This window comes from Rhizobium grahamii CCGE 502, from assembly GCF_000298315.2.
Classification (GTDB): domain Bacteria; phylum Pseudomonadota; class Alphaproteobacteria; order Rhizobiales; family Rhizobiaceae; genus Rhizobium; species Rhizobium grahamii.
The window spans coordinates 85106-103055 of sequence record NZ_AEYE02000003.1 but is presented as its reverse complement, the minus strand read 5'-3'; the positions used below and the strand labels follow the sequence as shown (position 1 = coordinate 103055).

Annotated in this window: 17 protein-coding genes; 13 read left to right on the top strand and 4 right to left on the bottom strand. The window is 61.0% G+C overall.

Annotated elements, in window-relative coordinates:
• Window positions 1-101: 101 nt before the first annotated feature.
• Entirely contained in the window at window positions 102-899 is a 798-nt protein-coding gene (locus tag RGCCGE502_RS01620; protein ID WP_016552419.1) for an undecaprenyl-diphosphate phosphatase, read from the bottom strand.
• Between the two features lie 247 nt (window positions 900-1146).
• On the opposite strand from RGCCGE502_RS01620, the gene RGCCGE502_RS01615 reads away from it, so the two are divergent.
• Genes RGCCGE502_RS01615 through RGCCGE502_RS01605 form a run of 3 tightly spaced genes read left to right on the top strand, consistent with a single transcriptional unit; the run spans window position 1147 to window position 3872 of the window.
• Window positions 1147-1839, top strand: a complete 693-nt coding sequence (locus tag RGCCGE502_RS01615; protein ID WP_016552418.1) for a glutathione S-transferase family protein — start codon at window positions 1147-1149, stop codon at window positions 1837-1839.
• A gap of 12 nt (window positions 1840-1851) precedes the next feature.
• Window positions 1852-3000, top strand: coding sequence for a tRNA epoxyqueuosine(34) reductase QueG (gene queG / locus RGCCGE502_RS01610; RefSeq protein ID WP_016552417.1), 1149 nt, complete (start codon window positions 1852-1854; stop codon window positions 2998-3000).
• On the top strand, window positions 3000-3872 hold the full coding sequence (locus tag RGCCGE502_RS01605; protein WP_016552416.1) for an SDR family oxidoreductase: 873 nt from the start codon (window positions 3000-3002) through the stop codon (window positions 3870-3872). The genes queG and RGCCGE502_RS01605 overlap by 1 nt, the downstream gene beginning before the upstream one ends.
• A gap of 10 nt (window positions 3873-3882) precedes the next feature.
• On the opposite strand, the gene RGCCGE502_RS01600 is transcribed toward RGCCGE502_RS01605, so the two are convergent.
• A complete protein-coding gene (locus RGCCGE502_RS01600; protein WP_016552415.1) occupies window positions 3883-5097 on the bottom strand; it encodes an MFS transporter in 1215 nt (404 codons plus the stop codon).
• Between the two features lie 593 nt (window positions 5098-5690).
• On the opposite strand from RGCCGE502_RS01600, the gene RGCCGE502_RS01595 reads away from it, so the two are divergent.
• From RGCCGE502_RS01595 to RGCCGE502_RS01565, 7 genes are all read left to right on the top strand, one after another.
• Complete coding sequence (locus RGCCGE502_RS01595; protein ID WP_016552414.1) at window positions 5691-6053, top strand: septal ring lytic transglycosylase RlpA family protein; 363 nt, start codon at window positions 5691-5693, stop codon at window positions 6051-6053.
• Window positions 6054-6207: 154 nt separating this feature from the next.
• Window positions 6208-7497: an RsmB/NOP family class I SAM-dependent RNA methyltransferase gene (locus RGCCGE502_RS01590; protein ID WP_016552413.1), complete on the top strand. Its 1290-nt coding sequence runs from the start codon at window positions 6208-6210 to the stop codon at window positions 7495-7497.
• A 136-nt stretch (window positions 7498-7633) separates the two neighbouring features.
• Window positions 7634-8914 (top strand): imelysin family protein, encoded by a 1281-nt coding sequence (locus tag RGCCGE502_RS01585; protein WP_016552412.1) that lies wholly within the window; start codon window positions 7634-7636, stop codon window positions 8912-8914.
• 47 nt (window positions 8915-8961) lie between these two features.
• A complete protein-coding gene (locus RGCCGE502_RS01580) occupies window positions 8962-10500 on the top strand; it encodes a di-heme oxidoreductase family protein (RefSeq protein ID WP_016552411.1) in 1539 nt (512 codons plus the stop codon).
• Window positions 10500-11594 (top strand): imelysin family protein, encoded by a 1095-nt coding sequence (locus RGCCGE502_RS01575; protein ID WP_016552410.1) that lies wholly within the window; start codon window positions 10500-10502, stop codon window positions 11592-11594. The genes RGCCGE502_RS01580 and RGCCGE502_RS01575 overlap by 1 nt, the downstream gene beginning before the upstream one ends.
• 3 nt (window positions 11595-11597) lie before the next feature.
• Window positions 11598-12686 carry a DUF1513 domain-containing protein gene (locus RGCCGE502_RS01570; protein ID WP_016552409.1) on the top strand — a complete coding sequence of 363 codons (1089 nt, stop codon included), beginning with the start codon at window positions 11598-11600 and terminating at the stop codon, window positions 12684-12686.
• Between the two features lie 61 nt (window positions 12687-12747).
• The gene (locus RGCCGE502_RS01565) at window positions 12748-13200 is read left to right on the top strand and encodes a TspO/MBR family protein (protein WP_016552408.1); all 453 of its coding nucleotides are present in this window, start codon (window positions 12748-12750) and stop codon (window positions 13198-13200) included.
• A 79-nt stretch (window positions 13201-13279) separates the two neighbouring features.
• Here the strand turns inward: RGCCGE502_RS01565 and RGCCGE502_RS01560 are convergent, their stop codons facing one another.
• Window positions 13280-14338 carry a glycoside hydrolase family 25 protein gene (locus RGCCGE502_RS01560; protein WP_016552407.1) on the bottom strand — a complete coding sequence of 353 codons (1059 nt, stop codon included), beginning with the start codon at window positions 14336-14338 and terminating at the stop codon, window positions 13280-13282.
• A 243-nt stretch (window positions 14339-14581) separates the two neighbouring features.
• On the opposite strand from RGCCGE502_RS01560, the gene RGCCGE502_RS01555 reads away from it, so the two are divergent.
• From RGCCGE502_RS01555 to guaA, 3 genes are all read left to right on the top strand, one after another.
• Window positions 14582-15025, top strand: coding sequence for a PaaI family thioesterase (locus RGCCGE502_RS01555; protein WP_016552406.1), 444 nt, complete (start codon window positions 14582-14584; stop codon window positions 15023-15025).
• Window positions 15022-15660, top strand: a complete 639-nt coding sequence (locus RGCCGE502_RS01550) for a 5'-methylthioadenosine/S-adenosylhomocysteine nucleosidase (protein WP_016552405.1) — start codon at window positions 15022-15024, stop codon at window positions 15658-15660. The genes RGCCGE502_RS01555 and RGCCGE502_RS01550 overlap by 4 nt, the downstream gene beginning before the upstream one ends.
• A gap of 93 nt (window positions 15661-15753) precedes the next feature.
• The gene (gene guaA / locus RGCCGE502_RS01545; RefSeq protein WP_016552404.1) at window positions 15754-17316 is read left to right on the top strand and encodes a glutamine-hydrolyzing GMP synthase; all 1563 of its coding nucleotides are present in this window, start codon (window positions 15754-15756) and stop codon (window positions 17314-17316) included.
• 32 nt (window positions 17317-17348) lie between these two features.
• Here the strand turns inward: guaA and RGCCGE502_RS01540 are convergent, their stop codons facing one another.
• On the bottom strand, window positions 17349-17912 hold the full coding sequence (locus tag RGCCGE502_RS01540) for a methylated-DNA--[protein]-cysteine S-methyltransferase (RefSeq protein WP_016552403.1): 564 nt from the start codon (window positions 17910-17912) through the stop codon (window positions 17349-17351).
• Window positions 17913-17950 lie beyond the last annotated feature (38 nt).

The window sequence follows — 17950 nt, the reverse complement described above, 5'->3', positions numbered from 1 at the left end:
GCCGGTTTTTTTGTGCCGTCAGACACCTGAAGTGTTTGTCACTTCGTCGGGCAATCCGCATTTGCGCGATCAGTGCGCAAATGCGGCAGTCAAAAGCTATCTCAGGCGATCACCCCAGTCGCGGCCATGCCAAGCAGAATGGCGCCCAGAATGATGCGGTAGATGGCAAACATCGTAAAACGGTTGCTGCGGATATAGGAGAGCAGCCACTTCACGGCCACGAACGCGACGATCGTCGAGACGACGAAGGCGATACCGAGGCTCGTCCAGTTCTCATTTGCTGCGCCGCCATCCTTGAACGTCTTCAACAGTTCGTAGGCGCTGGCAGCATACATGGTCGGAATGCCGACCAGGAAGGCGAATTCGGTCGCCGCAGCGCGGTTGCCGGTGCCGGCCAACATGGCGACGAAGATCGTGGCACCCGAACGGGAAGTTCCCGGGAAAACGCCTGCGACGACCTGGGCAATGCCGACCAGGATGGCAACAAGCCAGGTAATTTCCTTGTGCGGGGGCCTACGCGCGGCGGCCCACTCGGCAAAGATCATCCAGACGCCGCCGATGATCAGCGCCCAGGCGATCGGTGTTGCGTTCTCCGGCAATTCGAAGCCGAGCTTCTTGACGATCAGCCCGAGGACGGCCGTGATCAGAAATGCGACAATCAGCTTGGCGGCATAGGCGCGGTTTCGCGGATCACGCCATCCGAGAACGAGATCCACGAGGCGCCGCCAGTAGATAATGGTGACGGCGAGGATGGCACCAGCCTGAATGACAATGTTGAACATGTCCGAGCGGTGGCCGAGCCATTGTTCGGCAATGATAAGGTGGCCAGTGCTCGAAATCGGCAGAAACTCGGTAATTCCCTCTATTATGCCTAGAATTATAGAGTTCACATATTCCATACATTCTCTCCGTGGAAATTTGGTCGGCTGCGTGGGGGTTATGGCGGCCGTAAGTGACGAAGGCAGGGCGGGAAGGCAAAAATCGGTTTTTGGCGCGTACACATCCCTTGTCCAGGCGGTCGGCTGTCCGACTCGCTTGTATTGGAAGGACCAAACTCCTATAGCTTCAACGAATAAGTCATGACTAGGGCGCTATGATCATCGCGCTCCCGCAACGCACCCACAGCCATCAAAAATCCGAGAATCGATGCCCACGCTCTATCATCACCCCATGTCATCCGCATCACGCTTCGTTCGGCTGATCCTGACGGAGTACGGCTATCAGGCGGATCTGATCGAAGAACAGACATGGGAGAAGCGGCGGGATTTCCTCGCGCTGAACCCGGCCGGAACCTTGCCGGTGTATGTCGATGACAGCATGCGGGCGCTCTGCGGTGCCACAGTTATCTCGGAGTATCTCGACGAGACGCATGGCGTGCTCAAGCGGGATCGCCGACTACTCGCAGAAGATCCGTTCCAGCGCGCCGAAATCCGCCGGCTGGCGGAGTGGTTCATGCAGAAGATGGAAACCGACGTCACCAGGCCGCTTGCCCGCGAGCGGGTCTACAAGCTGCAGATGACGGCGGACCAGGGAGGCGGTGCGCCTGACTCGAAGATCCTTCGCACGGCACGGGCAAACATCCGCCAGCATATGAAGTACCTCACATGGCTCGCAGGCTCGCGCCAGTGGCTGGCCGGCGACCGCATGAGCTATGCCGACCTGGCTGCCGCCTCCGCCGTTTCCATTCTCGACTATCTCGGCGAGATCGACTGGTCGGAAGCGCCTGTCGTCAAGGAGTGGTATCAGCGCCTGAAGTCGCGTCCATCCTTCCGGCCCCTGCTCACCGAACGCGTACGGGGCCTGACACCGGTGTCCCACTACGCCGATCTGGATTTCTGACGAGGGCCTTCGATGGCCACAGAAAACAAGGAACAGAAACGCCGCGACACGCTCACCGCCTTCGTTCGTTCGGAGGCGAAGGCACTCGGATTCGATCTCTGTCGCATCACCCGACCCGACGCCATCCCCGAAGCCAAGGAGCGTCTTGGCGAATTCATCGACGCCGGGCGGCATGGCACGATGGACTGGATGGCGGAAACCCGCGACAGGCGGGGCGATCCCCGCACGCTCTGGAGCGATGTCAGGTCGATCGTCGTCTTCGGCCTGAATTATGGGCCGGATGAAGATCCCCGCGATATTCTGGCAAAACCCGACAAGGCTGCGATCTCCGTCTATGCGCGCAATCGCGACTATCACGACGTCATCAAGGGACGGCTGAAGGAAATTGCGACACGTTTTGCGGCGCGCGCCGGGGCGGATGTAAAGGTCTTCGTCGATACGGCGCCTGTCATGGAGAAGCCGCTTGCAGCTGCGGCCGGCCTCGGCTGGCAGGGCAAGCATACGAACCTCGTCAGCCGCGAACTCGGCTCGTGGCTCTTTCTCGGCTCGATGTTCACGACCGCGGATCTGAATATAGATGCCGCCGAAGTCGACCACTGCGGCTCCTGTCGTGCCTGTCTCGACATCTGCCCGACCAATGCATTCCCGGCACCCTATCAAATCGACGCGCGACGCTGCATTTCGTACCTGACCATCGAGCACAAGGGGCCGATTGATCCGGGACTACGTCCGCTGATTGGCAATCGGATTTATGGCTGTGATGATTGCCTCGCCGTCTGCCCATGGAATAAGTTTGCCCACGAGGCGTCCGAAATGAAGCTGCAGCCCCGGGAGGACCTGAAGGAACCGACGATCGAGTTCCTGCTCAGCCTCGACGACGCCGCCTTTCGCGTATTCTTCAGCGGCTCGCCGGTCAAGCGGATCGGCCGCGACCGCTTCATCCGCAATGTGCTCATCGCTGCTGGCAATTCGGGTGACCGCCGCTTTGTGGAGCGATGTCGGGCGCTGTCGCAGGACCCCTCGCCCGTCGTACGTGGCATGGCGGTCTGGGCGCTTTCACGCCTTTTCGAGGCTGGTGAATTCGCTGCCTTTGCGGCACAAAGGCCAGATGAATCGGACAGCGATGTCAGGGACGAATGGCGGCTAGCGGGAGCTGTATGATGGATGTGATGATTTTCGGCTGCGGTTTTTCCGGCAAGGCAATCGCCGAGGCTTTCATAGCCGATGGGGCGCGCGTAACCGGGACGACACGGACGGACGAAAAGGCTGCCGCTTTGCGTGGCCTCGGGATCAACGCGTTCCTTTTCGACGGCGAGACCCTGGGAAATGATCTGAGCGTCGCGATGCGCGATACGACGCATCTCGTTCAATCCATTGCTCCGAGGGAAAGCGGCGATCCGCTGATCGGGCTTGCAGGTGCGCGATTGCGGGAGATGATGCCGAAGCTCCGTTGGATCGGCTATCTCTCGACGGTCGGCGTCTACGGCGATCACAAGGGCAACTGGGTTACCGAAGACACGCCCTGCACGCCGGTTTCCGGCCGCTCAAAGGAGCGGCTGGAAGCGGAGGATGGCTGGATGGCCATCGGCGCAAAGAACAATATTCCGGCGGCGGTTCTCCGCCTTTCCGGCATCTACGGACCCGGCCGCAATGCGTTTTGCAATCTGGAGCGCGGCACGGCAAGGCGGCTGATCAAGAAAGACCAGGTCTTCAACCGCATCCGCGTCGAGGACATCGGATCCGCGACGCGGTTCCTTGCCGAGCGCGGGCTTGGCGGCGTCTATAATGTCACCGACGATCTGCCCGGCCCGCCTCAGGATGTCATTGTGGAGGCCGCCCGCCTTCTGGGCGTCGAGCCCCCGCCGGAACAGCCGTTTGAGACTGCCGAACTCACGCCCATGGCGCGGTCGTTCTACGGCGAGAACAAGCGGGTCTCGAACGCCAAGCTGAAAGCAGCAGGCTTTACCTTCGCGTTCCCGACCTATCCGGCCTCCCTCGCGCAGCTGAAGCAAAGCAACAGCTGGCGAGGATAAGGCAGCAGCCTCAAGCCGACACGCCGAGAGCCGGTTCGGTCTTTGCTCTTGCGAGCGGCGGAAACGCCAGGGCAATCGCAGCCGCCCCAAGCCCAACCAGAGCAGATCCGATGAAGAGCCACGAGTAATTGTGGAACGTGTCGAAGATCCAGCCGCCGATCAGCGGGCCGAAGGCCATGCCGAGGCTGGACAGCATCGTGGCGGCGCCGAAAACAGTGCCGATGATGCGCGGGCCGAAATATTCCCGCGCCAGCACTGCATAGAGCGGCATCACACCGCCGTAGGCGCTGCCGAAGATGATCGCTAGAGCATAGAATTCACCGAGCCTGCTGACGAAAAGGTAGGTTGCCAGCGCGATCGCCTGGACAAGCAGGCCGGCCACAAGCACTGGCTTCACGCCGATCCTGTCGGCAAGCCCGCCATAGAGAAGCCGCCCGCCCAGGCCCGCGAGCCCCTCGACGCTGTAGATGCTGACAGCGGCCATCGGGGCAATGCCACAGATCGTGGCGTAGCTGACCATGTGAAAGATTGGCCCTGAATGCGCGGCACAGCAGGCAGCGAATGTCAGCCCGAGCACGATGAATTGCGGCGAGCGGAACACGCGGGAAAGCGACGGCTGCTCGCCACTCGCTACATTGGCGGCCGCAGCGTCCCCCGTTTCCGCGGGCGGACGGCGGACGAGCAAGGCCGCCGGTATCAGCAGAACCCAAGCGGTGATGCCGATCAGCAGCATCGCAGTTCGCCAATCATAGGCGGAAATCAGCCAGCGCGCGAACGGCGAGATGGTCATGGGCGCAACACCCATGCCAGCCGACACCAGCGAAACGGCAAGGCCGCGGTTCTCCTCGAACCAGCCTGTCGTCGCCGCGATCATCGGTGCAAAGAAGGTGCTGGCGGCAAGTCCGACCAGAATGCCGTAGGTCAGCTGAAACTGCAGAAGGGACTCTGCCCGGCTTGCCAATACGAGCGCCAGGCCGAGGCCTCCGGCGCCGATCAGAACGACGATGCGGGGCCCGTAACGATCGCTTGCGGTGCCCCACAAGAAGCCACCGATCCCCATGACGATGAAATTGAGTGTCATTGCGCTCGCGATGCCAGCATGTGACCAGCCGGTGTCGATGGCGATCGGCTCCTGGAAGATTGCCAGGGAGAACATCGCGCCGAGCGCGACGCACGTCATCAAAGCCCCAGCAGCAACAATGATCCAACGATAGGGTATGCTCATAACTTCGCAGCCTCCCTGCCCAAGTTGACGAGGCGTGCACTGCTTGCGCGCCTGCAAGCTAAAGACGCTCGGGTGTCCGCATTTTCGACAACGTCGTCGTATTTTTGAGCGACACCTCGGCAACTCCCAGCCAACTTGATATCACGAGTTGGCAAGCCGGCGGGAGCGGACCTCAGATTTTTACGTCCACGGGTTGTGCAACCACTCGCAGACAGCTCGCCAAAAGAGGTAGGAAATTCCTACCTTTCCAATGAGCACGCACAATTCTGCGCCGCTTTATGGTTAACGGCCCCTGAATTTGCTCAAATGGGGCAGCAATTATGGCAATTGCGCAAAATTATTTTCGTAAGTTTTGTGATCTCGGGTTGCGTGGATCATGTCTTGTAAAAAACGTTCGAATTTTACTTGATTTCATTATCTTTTTTTCCATCTCCTTGTTTTTAACGGCGTTGCTGTCGTGCATCTATCCATCACAAATATTACACTCTGTAACATTCCGTGATAATTGGGGGCACTTTTTCGCCACACTTGGCCGGATTCAACCCCTTCACCGCCCACAAGGCGTGAGTTCAACAGTTGAGGGACAATCCGTTTTGAAGAAAATCTGCCGTTCTGTTATCGCCGCAGCAACAATTGCAGCTTGCTCTACCATCCTTCCCGTCGAAGGATTTGCTGCAAATGGTTGCGGTGGCGCTTCCTGGTACGCACTTCGCTCCAAAACCGCCTCCGGGGAACGTATGAACCCGGCCATCAATACTGCAGCACATCGTTCATTGGCATTTGGCACGAAGCTGAAAGTTACCAACCGCAACAACGGCCGCAGTGTCGTCGTTCGCGTCAACGATCGTGGTCCGTTCATTCGCGGCCGCGTTCTCGATCTCTCCCGCGCTGCCGCCCAGAACATTGGCATGGTCAGCAGTGGCACGGCAAAGGTCTGCTACGAAGTCATAGGCTAAGCGTTTCGCCCGTACACGAACGGGTCGCTTGCTCTTGCCGCCAATCGCGTCTACGACGCGGTTTAGACTTGTGTACTATCCGCTGCGTCTGTCGCGCTTCCTGCGGATTGTTCACAAGCCCGGTATTTTGATCCAGGCGATAGGAGCTGTTTGAATGCGGTTGGGCGGGCGGCTCGAAGGGGCGATTTCGGTTCTTGCAGATATCGATGCCCGCAGACGGCCAGTCGCGGACGCCCTGAAGGACTGGGGCCTCGCCCATCGATTTGCCGGCTCCGGCGACCGCGCCGCGATCGGCAACATCGTTTACGACGCGCTCCGCATGCGCCTGTCCCACGCCTGGCTGATGGACGACGAAAGTGCTTCTTCCATCGCCTACGCCGTGATGTTCCGGCAGTGGGGTTTCACGCCGGACACGCTTGCTGCGGAACTTGCGGACGACAAGTTCGCACCTGTCCCCCTTTCGGAAGCTCAACTCTCCGCATTCAATAGCCGTCGTCTGACCGACGCTCCGGCTCATATTCAGGGTGATATCCCTGAGTGGGTCCAATCCTCCTTTGAAAATGCCTTCGGCGACAGCTGGCTTGCCGAAGCACAGGCCCTTGCGGGACGTCCTACACTCGATCTGCGCGCCAACATCCTCAAGGCGACCCGCGACAAGACGGTCAAAGCGCTTGGGAGGGCCGGCGCACAAGAGGCAAAAATCGCGCGCTATGGGATCCGGATTCCCGCCGGCGAAGGAGCCTCAAGACTTCCAAACGTGACAGCCGAGCTTTCGTTCCAAAAAGGTTGGTTCGAAGTGCAGGACGAGGGATCGCAGATCGTTGCCGATCTCGTGCTTCCCAAGGACGGCGAACAGGTGCTTGACTATTGCGCAGGCGGCGGCGGCAAGACGCTCGCCATGTCGGCGGCGATGCACAACAAGGGCCAGGTTCATGCCTACGACGCCGACCGCAAGCGGCTCGCCCCGATCATCGAACGGCTGAAGCGTGCGGGCACCCGCAATGTCCAGGTCCATGATGACGCCAAAGCCCTGAAGAGCCTTAGCGATCGCTGTGACAAGGTGCTCGTCGATGCGCCGTGCACGGGAACCGGGACCTGGCGGCGACGGCCCGACACCAAATGGCGGCTCACCGCAAAGAACCTCGACGAGCGCACGGCCCAGCAGCAGGATGCCCTCAAACAGGCGAGCGCCTTTGTCCGCCCCGGCGGCGAGTTGATCTATGTCACCTGTTCGGTTCTGCCGCAGGAAAACGAAGAGCAGGTCCGACGCTTCACCGCGGAGAACGGCGATTACGAGATCGTCAGCGCCCTGCCCGCCTGGGACGGACTGTTCGGAAAGGACAGCCCGCGCCCACGCTCGTCCGACGGCAAGACCATCACGCTGACGCCCGCTTCCACCGATACGGACGGGTTCTTCTTCTGCCGCATGAAGCGGAAGGACTGAACAGCCGGTCTTCGCGCCTGCAACCGCGGCGAATACACTTAAAACCATTCCAAACTAGAGTGTTTGACACCAGTTTGCTTTTGCGCAAAGAGATTTGCGTCGGACTTCGCGCTGAACGTCCGCACAGGAGAGGATCATGAAACTCAACAAGAATTTCTGCGCAGCCGTTGCGCTGGCGGTGGCCCCAACCGCTCTGCTTTCCATTCCCGCCTACGCGGCCCCGGATGCTGCTGCAGTTGTAAAGCACTACGCCGACGTTGCGCATGCCAAGTACGAAGATTCGCTGACGACGGCCAAGGCCCTTGACGCGGCAATCGACGCCCTGCTCAAGGACCCGACCGACAAGACATTGAAGGCTGCCCGCGCCGCCTGGATCAAGGCACGCATCCCTTACCAGCAAACGGAAGTCTATCGCTTCGGCAATCCGATCGTTGACGACTGGGAAGGTAAGGTCAACGCTTGGCCGCTCGACGAAGGCCTGATCGATTACGTCGATGCGTCGTACGGCACCGAGAGCGACGAGAATTCGCTCTACGTTGCCAATGTCATCGCCAACAAGACGATCAAGATCGATGGCAAGGATGTAGACGCGTCTAAACTGACGCCCGAATTCCTCTCCGGCACGCTGGCCGAAGCCGGCGGCGTCGAAGCCAATGTCGCCACCGGCTACCATGCCATCGAATTCCTGCTCTGGGGCCAGGACCTGAACGGCACCGGCCCGGGCGCCGGCAATCGCCCGGCCACGGACTACGACCTGAAGAACTGCACGCACGGCAATTGCGATCGCCGTGCCGAATATCTGAAGTCCGCCTCGACGCTGCTGGTCTCCGACCTTCAGGAAATGACCAACAACTGGACTGCCGATGGCGAAGCCACCAAGCATGTCGAAGCCGATCCGAAAGCCGGTCTCGTTGCCATTCTGACCGGCATGGGCTCCCTCTCCTACGGAGAACTGGCGGGCGAGCGCATGAAGCTCGGCCTGCTGCTGCACGATCCGGAAGAAGAGCATGATTGCTTCTCGGACAACACCTTCAACTCGCACCTTAACGACGCGATCGGCATCGCCGCTGCCTACACCGGCGACTACACCCGCGCTGACGGCACGAAGATGAAGGGACCGTCGCTGCACAATCTCGTCGCCGCCAAGGACGAGAAACTCGACAAGGAAATGCAGGCCAAGCTGAAGAAGACGCTCGATGCGATGCAGGTCATGGCGAAGCGCGGTCTGAACGTCGAGAAGTACGACCAGATGATCGGCGAAGGCAACAAGAAGGGCAACGCTGTCGTTCAGGCCGCCATCGACGGTCTCGTCGACCAGACCAAGACGGTGCAGCGCGTTATTGCCGCACTCGATCTCGGCACGGTGAAGCTTGAAGGTTCCGACAGCTTGGATAATCCTGGCGCGGTCTTCCAATAAGTGAAAAGGCGGGCCGCTTCGTTCGACGCAGCGGCCCGAACTCTCGAATGCCTCGCAGATCGGCTCGTCGTCTTCTCAGTTGCGCAGCACTTTGCGCCGCGATTGCCGGATTTTCCGTTGCGCTGGCATCCGGGTTCGATCTTCCGACGAAGCGAGGCGACCTTTCCGAAGCGGATACGAAACGCGTCGCCGCGGTGACGCGGCCGACCACGGATTTTGCCAAGGCCGAGCAATACGAGGCGATGCAGGCGGGCGGCGCCACGTCGATCGATCCGGTCACCGAGGATTCCTTTTCGCATATTTCCGCGACCATCCCCTTCGAGGAAGAGCAGCCGTTCCGGCTCGGAAATGCCCTCTTCAAGAAGCTCTGGGTTTCGGCTCCCTCCTCGACGCAGGCCTCGGATGGCCTCGGGCCGCTCTTCAATGCCCGCTCCTGCATGAGTTGCCACGTCAACGACGGCCGCGGTAAGCCGCCGGAAGGCGGCGTCAGCGCCACCTCGATGTTCCTGCGCCTGTCACGCCCGGCGATGACGCCCGACGAGACGCGGGCAATCGCCGACGCCGAGATCGTCAACTTCCCCGACCCCGTTTACGGCCACCAGCTGCAGGATCTTGCGGTTCCCGGTCTTCCCTCCGAAGGCAAGATGACGATCCGCTATACGGAGGAGCCGGTGACGCTCGGCGACGGCGAGATCGTCTCGCTTCGGCGCCCAACATACGGCGTCAACGACCTTGGCTATGGCCTCCTAAATCCGGCAACAACGATCTCGCCGCGCGTTGCGCCCGCGATGATCGGCCTCGGCCTGATCGAAGCCATCCCCGAAGCGGATATCCTGGCCCATGCCGATCCGAACGATACGGACGGCGATGGCATTCACGGCAAGGCGGCCATCGTGCGCGACCATCGCACGGGCAAGATCGCGTTCGGCCGCTTCGGTTGGAAGGCGCAGAACGCAAGCGTGCGCGATCAGACCGCGGATGCCTTCTCCAATGACATCGGCATTTCGACGCCGGACCGGCCTGACCCGCATGGCGATTGCACCGAAGCCGAGGCCAAGTGCAGGGATATGCCGACCGGCGTGCAGAAACGGCTTGGCAAGGAGGAGGCCCCCGGCCCGATCCTCGACCTCGTGACCTTCTACTCCGCCAACCTCGCCGTCCCTGCCCGGCGAAAGGCGAGCTTTCCGGCGACCCTGCGGGGCAAGAAGATCTTCTACGAAAGCGGTTGCATTTCCTGCCACGTGCCGAAGTTCGTCACCCGCCGCGACAGCGCCGACAAGGCCCAATCCTTCCAGCTGATCTGGCCCTATTCCGACTTTCTGCTGCACGATATGGGCGAAGGTCTCGCGGACGGACAACAAGTCGGGAGCGCCAACGGTCGTGAATGGCGCACGCCGCCACTATGGGGTATAGGTCTGACCCAGACTGTCAGCGGGCACAGCTTTTTCCTCCACGACGGCCGCGCCAGAAATCTCACCGAAGCGATTCTCTGGCATGGCGGCGAGGCTGAAAAGGCGCGTGACGCTTTCGCATCCCTGTCGAAGGATGATCGGCAGGCACTGATTACATTCCTGGAGTCCCTTTAATGCGCCTTTGGCAATCCCTTCTGCTCTCCCTTGCCCTTGCTACTTCTGCCTCCGCTCAGACCCCTGCACCGCAAGCCGGACTGAATGAGGAAGCAGTATCCGCGGTGATGCAGCGGGCAGTCGACGAGGTGATCCGCCCCGGCTATCGCAATGCCCAGCAATCGGCCGCACGCCTGACGACGGCGATGAAGGATCTCTGCGATGACGCCACCCAACAGAAGCTCGACAAGGCGAAATCGGCGTTCGACGACACGATCCGCTATTGGTCGGTCATCGAGATCGTTCAGACCGGACCCGTCATTCAGGACAATCTCTTCGAGCACATCCTGTTTTATCCCGATCGCAAGGGGGTCGGCCTGAAGCAGGTTCAGGCGCTGATCGCCAAGGCCGATCCAAAGGACGCGACGGTCGATGCGATCGCCGGCAAGAGTGTTGCGCTGCAGGGGCTGACCGCGCTTGAATACGTGCTTTACGGCACCGGTTCCGAAGACCTGACGAAGCAGAAGAACAGCTTCCGTTGCCTCTATGGCGCAGCCGTCGCCGGCAACATCCAGCGCGAGGCTGGCGAGGTTGTCGCCGCCTGGGAGAAGCCCGACGGTGTGCAGGGAAGCTGGAAGCATCCCGGCCCGCAAAGCGAGGACTTCATGGACAACAAGGAAGCCGTGACCGCACTGCTCGGCATTCTCGTTCACGGTGCGGAGACGGTGCGCGATCAGCGTCTCGAGCAGTTCTACAAGGGCAAGGACAGCACGCCGCGGCCGCGCATGGCGATCTACTGGCGCTCCAAGAACACCTGGAAGTCGATGACGGCCAACCTAGAAGGGCTTCGCACGCTCTGGCAGAAGGCCGGCATGGCAGAGCTTCTTCCCGCCGACAAGAAGCCGGTCGCCGACGCGATCGATGCCAGCTTCAAGTCGCTGCTGGAAACGGTACCAAAGCTCAACCCCGATATCGACGTCGCGACAAGCGATGCCGAGAAAGCAAAGCTCGAAGCCCTTCTGGTCAGCACGCGTGAGCTGATTACCAAGATAAGCGACGACTACGGAGCGGCGATCGGCCTATCGGCTGGCTTCTCCTTCTCCGACGGCGATTGAACCATGTGGAACAGCTACGCCATCGATCGGCGCAGTTTCGTCAGGGCGGCCGGATTGACATTCATCGCCGCGCTGCAGCCGCGTGCGCTGATGGCACTGGAGCGGGCGGATGCTGTCTATGCATCCGGTTTGCGGACGGCAAACGGGTCCTATGCCATTGCCACGGTTTCGGAACGCGGGGAAATCATTGACCAAGTCGCTCTGCCGGCGCGAGCCCATGGCATGGCGTTCAGCCCGGTGACCGGAAAAACGGTCGCCTTCGCTCGTCGGCCCGGCACCTATGCGATGATCTTCGACCCGCGCGGCAAGACGGAGCCCATCATCATTGCCGCCGCCGAGGGACGCCACTTCTATGGCCATGGCGCCTTTTCACCGGATGGTCGGCTTCTTTATGCCAGCGAGAATGCCTTCGACGCCAATCGCGGCTTGATCGGGCTTTATGACGCGACCCGCCGTTTCGAGCGCATCGGCGAGTTCGAGACATACGGCGTCGGTCCGCATGACATGACGGTGTCCGACGATGGTCGTATGCTGATCGTTGCCAATGGCGGGATTGAAACGCATCCGGATTTCGGCCGTGCCAAGCTTAACCTGTCCAGCATGCAACCATCGCTGACACTCATCGACGCGGCAACGGGATCGCTGATCGAAAAACGCTCTCTGCCGTCGCAATGGGCACAACTCTCCACGCGTCACGTCGATGTCGACAATAGCGGCCGCATCTGGTTTGCGTGCCAGTACGAGGGTCACCGCAACGACCTGCCGCCGCTCGTCGGTTCCTTTGCAAAGGGGGAAGACCTGCGCTTCGTCGATCTGCCGGACGAAACCACGCGCCGGCTTGCCAACTACGTCGGCGCGATCGCCATCAATCGTGCGGAGGGACTGGTCGGCGTCACCTCGCCCAAAGGGGGCGCCTGCGTGACGATCGATGCGAAAAGCGGACACATGCTCCGCGAGGAGTTCATACAGGATGCGGCAGGGATCGCAGCCGCCAAAGCCGGCTTTGCGGTGTCGTCCTATGAAGGCGGTTTTTTGTCGACGCAAAGCGACGTTGCCTGGGACCAGCATATCGTGCGTATTGCGGCCGTCTGAATTGTGCGCAAAAGATCGCTAGCGATCTGGTTGGAGGGTGCGCTCGCCCTATCTAGCGCGGATGAGCAGAGCCCTGACCTACGTCGTCTTCATCGCCATCGCGCTCGGCGGCGGCCTGACCATCGGCGTCAACAATTTGCCTGGGGAATGGTATCAATCCCTCGCCAAGCCGCCGTTCAATCCACCTGACTGGATATTCGCACCTGTCTGGGTTGCCCTCTACGTTTTGATCGGCGTTGCCGGGGCGCGGACTTGGCTGCGTGGGCACCTCTCGATCGGCATGCTGATCTGGGCCTGGCAGATGGTGCTGAATTTTCTATGGTCACCGTTCTTTTTCGGCATGCGGATGCTTTCGGCCTCCCTGGTCGTCATCGTGCTGCTGCTCGGACTGATCCTCGCCTTTGCCGCAAACCGCTGGAACGCGGATCGAACGGCTGCGCTGCTCTTCGTGCCCTACGCAGCCTGGGTCGGTTTCGCGACGCTTCTTAACGCCTCGATCGTCTATCTGAACTGAAGCAGCAGCAGCGGGATCGTAGTGCGAGCCACGGAGGCTTCCGCCCGAAGGCAGAAAAAGAGAGCTCGTTTGCCGGATTCTAATCGGCTTTGGCGACCCAGTCGTGCCAGTCCGCTTCGCTGCCGTGGAAGACGTTCAGGTCGATCCGGCCGTCAACGCCGTGCGAGATGCCGGAGCCTGAATACTGCCAGAACACCCAGCGACGTCCGGGATAGACCTTGGAAGGGTGCGCCGCGACCGAACGCAGCCAGAAGGGATAGTTCAAGAAGGCTCCCTTCAGGTTGTCGCGATAGAAGTCCGGCGCGGTATAGATGATCGGCCGCTGCCCGTAGTGCCGCTCCAGCTTGTCCATGAAGACCTGCATCTTCTCGCGAACCTTCTCGGGCGAGACCCGCCGCTTGCAGCTCGACTCGCCGTTCCATTCGACGTCGATGACCGGTGGCAAGGCCCCGGCTTCGCGGGGAACGTTACGAATGAACCAGTCAGCCTGTTCGCCCGCCGTGCGGCACCAGTAGAAGAAGTGATAGGCCCCGCGTTTGATCCCGGCCTGCTTCGCGTCGCGCCAGTTCTTCCGGAACATCGGGTCGAGGTGATCGCCACCGTCGGTCGCCTTGATGTAGACGAAGTTCGCGCCCTGCGTTCTCAGCTTCTGCCAGTCGATATCGCCCTGCCAGCGCGAAACGTCGACACCATGGACGGCAAGCTTTCTGGGCGACGAGGAGCCGAAATTGATCGGTTTGACGTCGCGGAAACGATGGTTGTAGATCCGCGAGCGTGCCCGCGGCGCGGCGTCGATTTCGGGGGCCGTCGGCGTTAGCACGGCCGGCTCGACTGTTGCAACCGGCCTTTCCGAAGGCATGGGCGCAGTGGGCACCCCTGGCTGCGGTTCGAAGGCTCGTGGCTGAGGAACCGGGCCGGCCCAGGCCAGTTCTTCCTGTCTCGGCGCCGTTGCCGCAGGCGTTTCTGCAACATCCGCCGATGGCACCGGGCTTGCCGGCACAGGCGCGCTTGGGCGTGCAACCGAGCTGGTCGTCTCGCGGGACGGCACGCTCGCGACAAGGTCCGGCCCCAAGCTTGATGTGCAGCCGGACAGAGCAAGAGAAGCAAGAAAAAACGCTGGCGCAGCCGATAGACGCATTGAGAACCCGCACGCAAAACAATTGTCGATGGCAGAGACGCCGCCACCGGGGAACCATTGAAAGGCAATGGCTAATGGAAAATTACCAAAAAAGACTGAATCCAATCTTTACGCGCGGCACGGGACGCGTCGTCAGTCAGACAACATCCAGCGCGCTGAAACCCTCTGACAACTGATTTCCGGGAACCGCTTGTCTGACGCGACGCACCATGCCACTTTCGCGCCGGCAAGAAAGGCGAAGCAATGACTGACAACGGCGATTTCCACGAGCGGATCCAGAGAAACTTCGCGCGCCAGGCGGCGCTGCAGACCATCGGCGCCGAGTTGACCCGCGTCGAGCGGGCAACGGTGGAAATCGAGCTGCCATTCGACGTCAAGCTCACCCAGCAGCACGGTATTTTGCATGCCGGCGTGATTTCCGCGGCCCTCGATTCCGCCTGTGGTTTTGCCGCCTATAGCGTCATTGACGCCGAAGCATCCATTCTGACGATCGAATTCAAGGTCAATCTACTGTCACCAGGCCGGGGCGAACGTTTTCTGTTTCGCGGCGAGATCACCAAGCCGGGATCGAACATAATCGTCGCGGACGGGCGCGGCTACGCGATCGGCGACGGGCCGGCAAAGCTGATCGCTTCCATGACAAGTACCATGATGATCATCCGTGGCAGAGAGGGCATTTCGGGATGAAGTTTGAGCTGAAATCGGTCGCCGGCAAATCCATTCTGTTCGTGATGGCGGCGGAGGCCGAATATGGTCCGTTCCTGCGCTCCCGCTTTGAACCGCTGATGACCGGGGTCGGCCCCGTCGAGGCGGCTGTCGCCCTGACGCGGACACTGACGGAATTGGATAACGCGGACGACCTGCCACAACTCGTCGTCTCGCTCGGCTCGGCGGGCTCGTCCAAGCTTGAGCAGACCGAAGTCTACCAGGTCACGTCAGTCTCCTATCGCGACATGGACGCCTCGCCACTTGGTTTCGAAAAGGGGCGCACGCCTTTTCTCGATCTGCCCGCCGTCGTCGAATTGCCGCTGAGGATCCCGGGCATTGCCGAAGCAAGCCTCTCGACCGGTGGCAACGTCGTGTCCGGGCAGGCCTACAGCGGCATCGCCGCCGACATGGTCGATATGGAGACCTTTGCAATCCTGCGTGCCTGCCAGGCCTATGGCCTGCCGCTGATCGGCCTGCGCGGGATTTCCGACGGTGTGGAGGAACTGCAGCACATTTCCGGTTGGACGGAATACCTGCATGTCGTCGACCGCAAGCTTTCCTATGCCGTCGACAGTCTGTTTACGGCGCTGGAGGACGGGGTATTCTGGTTCTAACCCCTGCTAAACAGGGACAATCGGGACAATAAAATCCTCCAGCCAAGGATTTCGCGCATTGCAAGACCGGGTGCTTTTCATTAAAGGCTCGCCATGACCCAGACAGCACATCCAGACAGCGTTCTCATCGTCGATTTCGGCAGCCAGGTAACCCAGCTGATCGCACGCCGTGTGCGCGAAACGGGTGTCTACTGCGAGATCGTTCCCTTCCAGTCCGCCGAGGAAGGCTTCAAGCGCCTGCAGCCGAAGGCCGTGATCCTGTCCGGCAGCCCGGCCTCGACGGTGGATGAAGGCTCGCCCCGCGCGCCCCAGATCATCTTCGACAGCGGCCTGCCCGTTTTCGGCATCTGCTACGGCCAGCAGACGATGTGCATGCAGCTCGGCGGCAAGGTCGAGAGCGGCCATCACCGCGAATTTGGCCGCGCCTTCCTCGAAGTCGACGAAGACAGCGCGTTGTTCGAGGGCCTGTGGTCGAAGGGTTCGCGCCATCAGGTGTGGATGAGCCACGGCGACCGCGTCACGGCGCTCCCCGAAGGTTTTGAGGTCGTCGCGACTTCGCCGAACGCACCCTATGCCTTCATCGCCGACGAGAACCGCAGATATTATGGCGTGCAGTTCCATCCCGAGGTCGTGCACACGCCCGATGGCGCCAAGCTGATCGCCAACTTCATTCACAACATCGCTGGCATCAAGGGTGACTGGTCGATGTCGGCCTATCGGCAGAAGGCGGTTGAGGCAATCCGCGAGCAGGTCGGCGACAAGCGTGTCCTCTGCGCACTTTCGGGCGGCGTCGACAGCTCGGTTGCAGCACTGCTGATCCACGAGGCGATCGGCGACAAGCTCACCTGCGTGCTCGTCGACCACGGCCTGATGCGCAAGGACGAGGCGGCCAATGTCGTCGCCATGTTCCGCGAACACTACAATCTGCACCTGATCCACGTCGATGCGGCCGACAAGTTCATCGGCGAGCTCGAAGGCGTTTCCGACCCCGAGACCAAGCGCAAGATCATCGGCCGCCTGTTCATTGAGACCTTCGAGGAAGAGGCCAAGAAGCTCGGCGGCGCCGATTTCCTCGGCCAGGGCACGCTCTATCCCGACGTGATCGAAAGCGTTTCCTTCACCGGCGGCCCGTCGGTGACGATCAAGTCGCACCACAATGTCGGCGGCCTGCCGGAGCGCATGAACATGCAGCTCGTCGAGCCGCTACGCGAGCTCTTCAAGGACGAAGTGCGCGTGCTCGGCAAGGAGCTCGGCCTGCCCGATAGCTTCATCGGCCGCCATCCCTTCCCCGGCCCAGGTCTCGCGATCCGCTGCCCGGGTGGTATCACCCGCGAAAAGCTGGAGATCCTGCGCGAAGCAGACGCCATCTATCTCGATGAAATCCGCAAGGCCGGTCTCTACGACGCGATCTGGCAGGCGTTCGCCGTGTTGCTTCCGGTCCAGACCGTCGGCGTCATGGGCGACGGCCGCACCTACGAATTCGTCTGCGCGCTGCGCGCGGTGACCTCGGTCGATGGCATGACGGCGGATTTCTACCACTACGACATGGAATTCCTCGGCCGCGCCGCTACCCGCATCATCAACGAAGTACGTGGCATCAACCGCGTCGTCTACGATGTGACATCAAAACCGCCCGGCACGATCGAGTGGGAATGATTTGAAAGTCGCCTCAATCGAGGCGACATCCATCAGAAATCAAGTGACTGCTGCACCGGCTTTGGGGGCGCCAGGCTAACGCCTTCGAGCTCCAACATCCTCTGCTTGGACGTTGAGCCGCCGGGCGCGGAGAAGCCTCCGATCTTGTTTCCGGCCGCTAGCACGCGATGGCAGGGGATGATCAAGGCAATCGGATTTTTCGCCATCGCCTGGCCGACGTCGCGGGCGGCCTCCGGACCTACGCCGAGTTGTTTCGCGAGCGCACCGTAGGTGGTCGTGTGGCCCCAGCCGATCTGGCGGGCAGCATCGTAAACCTGTCTGAAGAAGGCATCCTGGCCAGCGAGATCGACCTTCACGGTTGAGAAGTCCGTCGGCTCTCCGCTGAAATAGCGCTTCACTGCGGCAACAGCTTCGGCAACGGCAGCGGTCGGCTTCGCCGGCTCGGCGCCGGGAATGCGGCGAAGGAGCAATCGCTCGGTTGCCTCGGCACTCGACGTCGGCAGCTGAAACCGCGTGATGCCGACATCATTCCAGGCGATGCCGCAGAAGCCACCGCTCGTCTCGAAAATTAGATAGTAATGCATTGCCTGTTGCATGGGTCATTGCCTCCCTGCTGCTCACTCCGAAGATCGTG

Bases quoted from the DNA above. Each gene is read 5' to 3' on its own strand.
- RGCCGE502_RS01620 (WP_016552419.1), bottom strand. From the start codon at position 899: ATGGAATATGTGAACTCTATAATTCTAGGCATAATAGAGGGAATTACC.
- RGCCGE502_RS01615 (WP_016552418.1), top strand. From the start codon at position 1,147: ATGCCCACGCTCTATCATCACCCCATGTCATCCGCATCACGCTTCGTT.
- queG (WP_016552417.1), top strand. From the start codon at position 1,852: ATGGCCACAGAAAACAAGGAACAGAAACGCCGCGACACGCTCACCGCC.
- RGCCGE502_RS01605 (WP_016552416.1), top strand. From the start codon at position 3,000: ATGGATGTGATGATTTTCGGCTGCGGTTTTTCCGGCAAGGCAATCGCC.
- RGCCGE502_RS01600 (WP_016552415.1), bottom strand. From the start codon at position 5,097: ATGAGCATACCCTATCGTTGGATCATTGTTGCTGCTGGGGCTTTGATG.
- RGCCGE502_RS01590 (WP_016552413.1), top strand. From the start codon at position 6,208: ATGCGGTTGGGCGGGCGGCTCGAAGGGGCGATTTCGGTTCTTGCAGAT.
- RGCCGE502_RS01585 (WP_016552412.1), top strand. From the start codon at position 7,634: ATGAAACTCAACAAGAATTTCTGCGCAGCCGTTGCGCTGGCGGTGGCC.
- RGCCGE502_RS01580 (WP_016552411.1), top strand. From the start codon at position 8,962: ATGCCTCGCAGATCGGCTCGTCGTCTTCTCAGTTGCGCAGCACTTTGC.
- RGCCGE502_RS01575 (WP_016552410.1), top strand. From the start codon at position 10,500: ATGCGCCTTTGGCAATCCCTTCTGCTCTCCCTTGCCCTTGCTACTTCT.
- RGCCGE502_RS01570 (WP_016552409.1), top strand. From the start codon at position 11,598: ATGTGGAACAGCTACGCCATCGATCGGCGCAGTTTCGTCAGGGCGGCC.
- RGCCGE502_RS01565 (WP_016552408.1), top strand. From the start codon at position 12,748: ATGAGCAGAGCCCTGACCTACGTCGTCTTCATCGCCATCGCGCTCGGC.
- RGCCGE502_RS01560 (WP_016552407.1), bottom strand. From the start codon at position 14,338: ATGCGTCTATCGGCTGCGCCAGCGTTTTTTCTTGCTTCTCTTGCTCTG.
- RGCCGE502_RS01555 (WP_016552406.1), top strand. From the start codon at position 14,582: ATGACTGACAACGGCGATTTCCACGAGCGGATCCAGAGAAACTTCGCG.
- RGCCGE502_RS01550 (WP_016552405.1), top strand. From the start codon at position 15,022: ATGAAGTTTGAGCTGAAATCGGTCGCCGGCAAATCCATTCTGTTCGTG.
- guaA (WP_016552404.1), top strand. From the start codon at position 15,754: ATGACCCAGACAGCACATCCAGACAGCGTTCTCATCGTCGATTTCGGC.
- RGCCGE502_RS01540 (WP_016552403.1), bottom strand. From the start codon at position 17,912: ATGCAACAGGCAATGCATTACTATCTAATTTTCGAGACGAGCGGTGGC.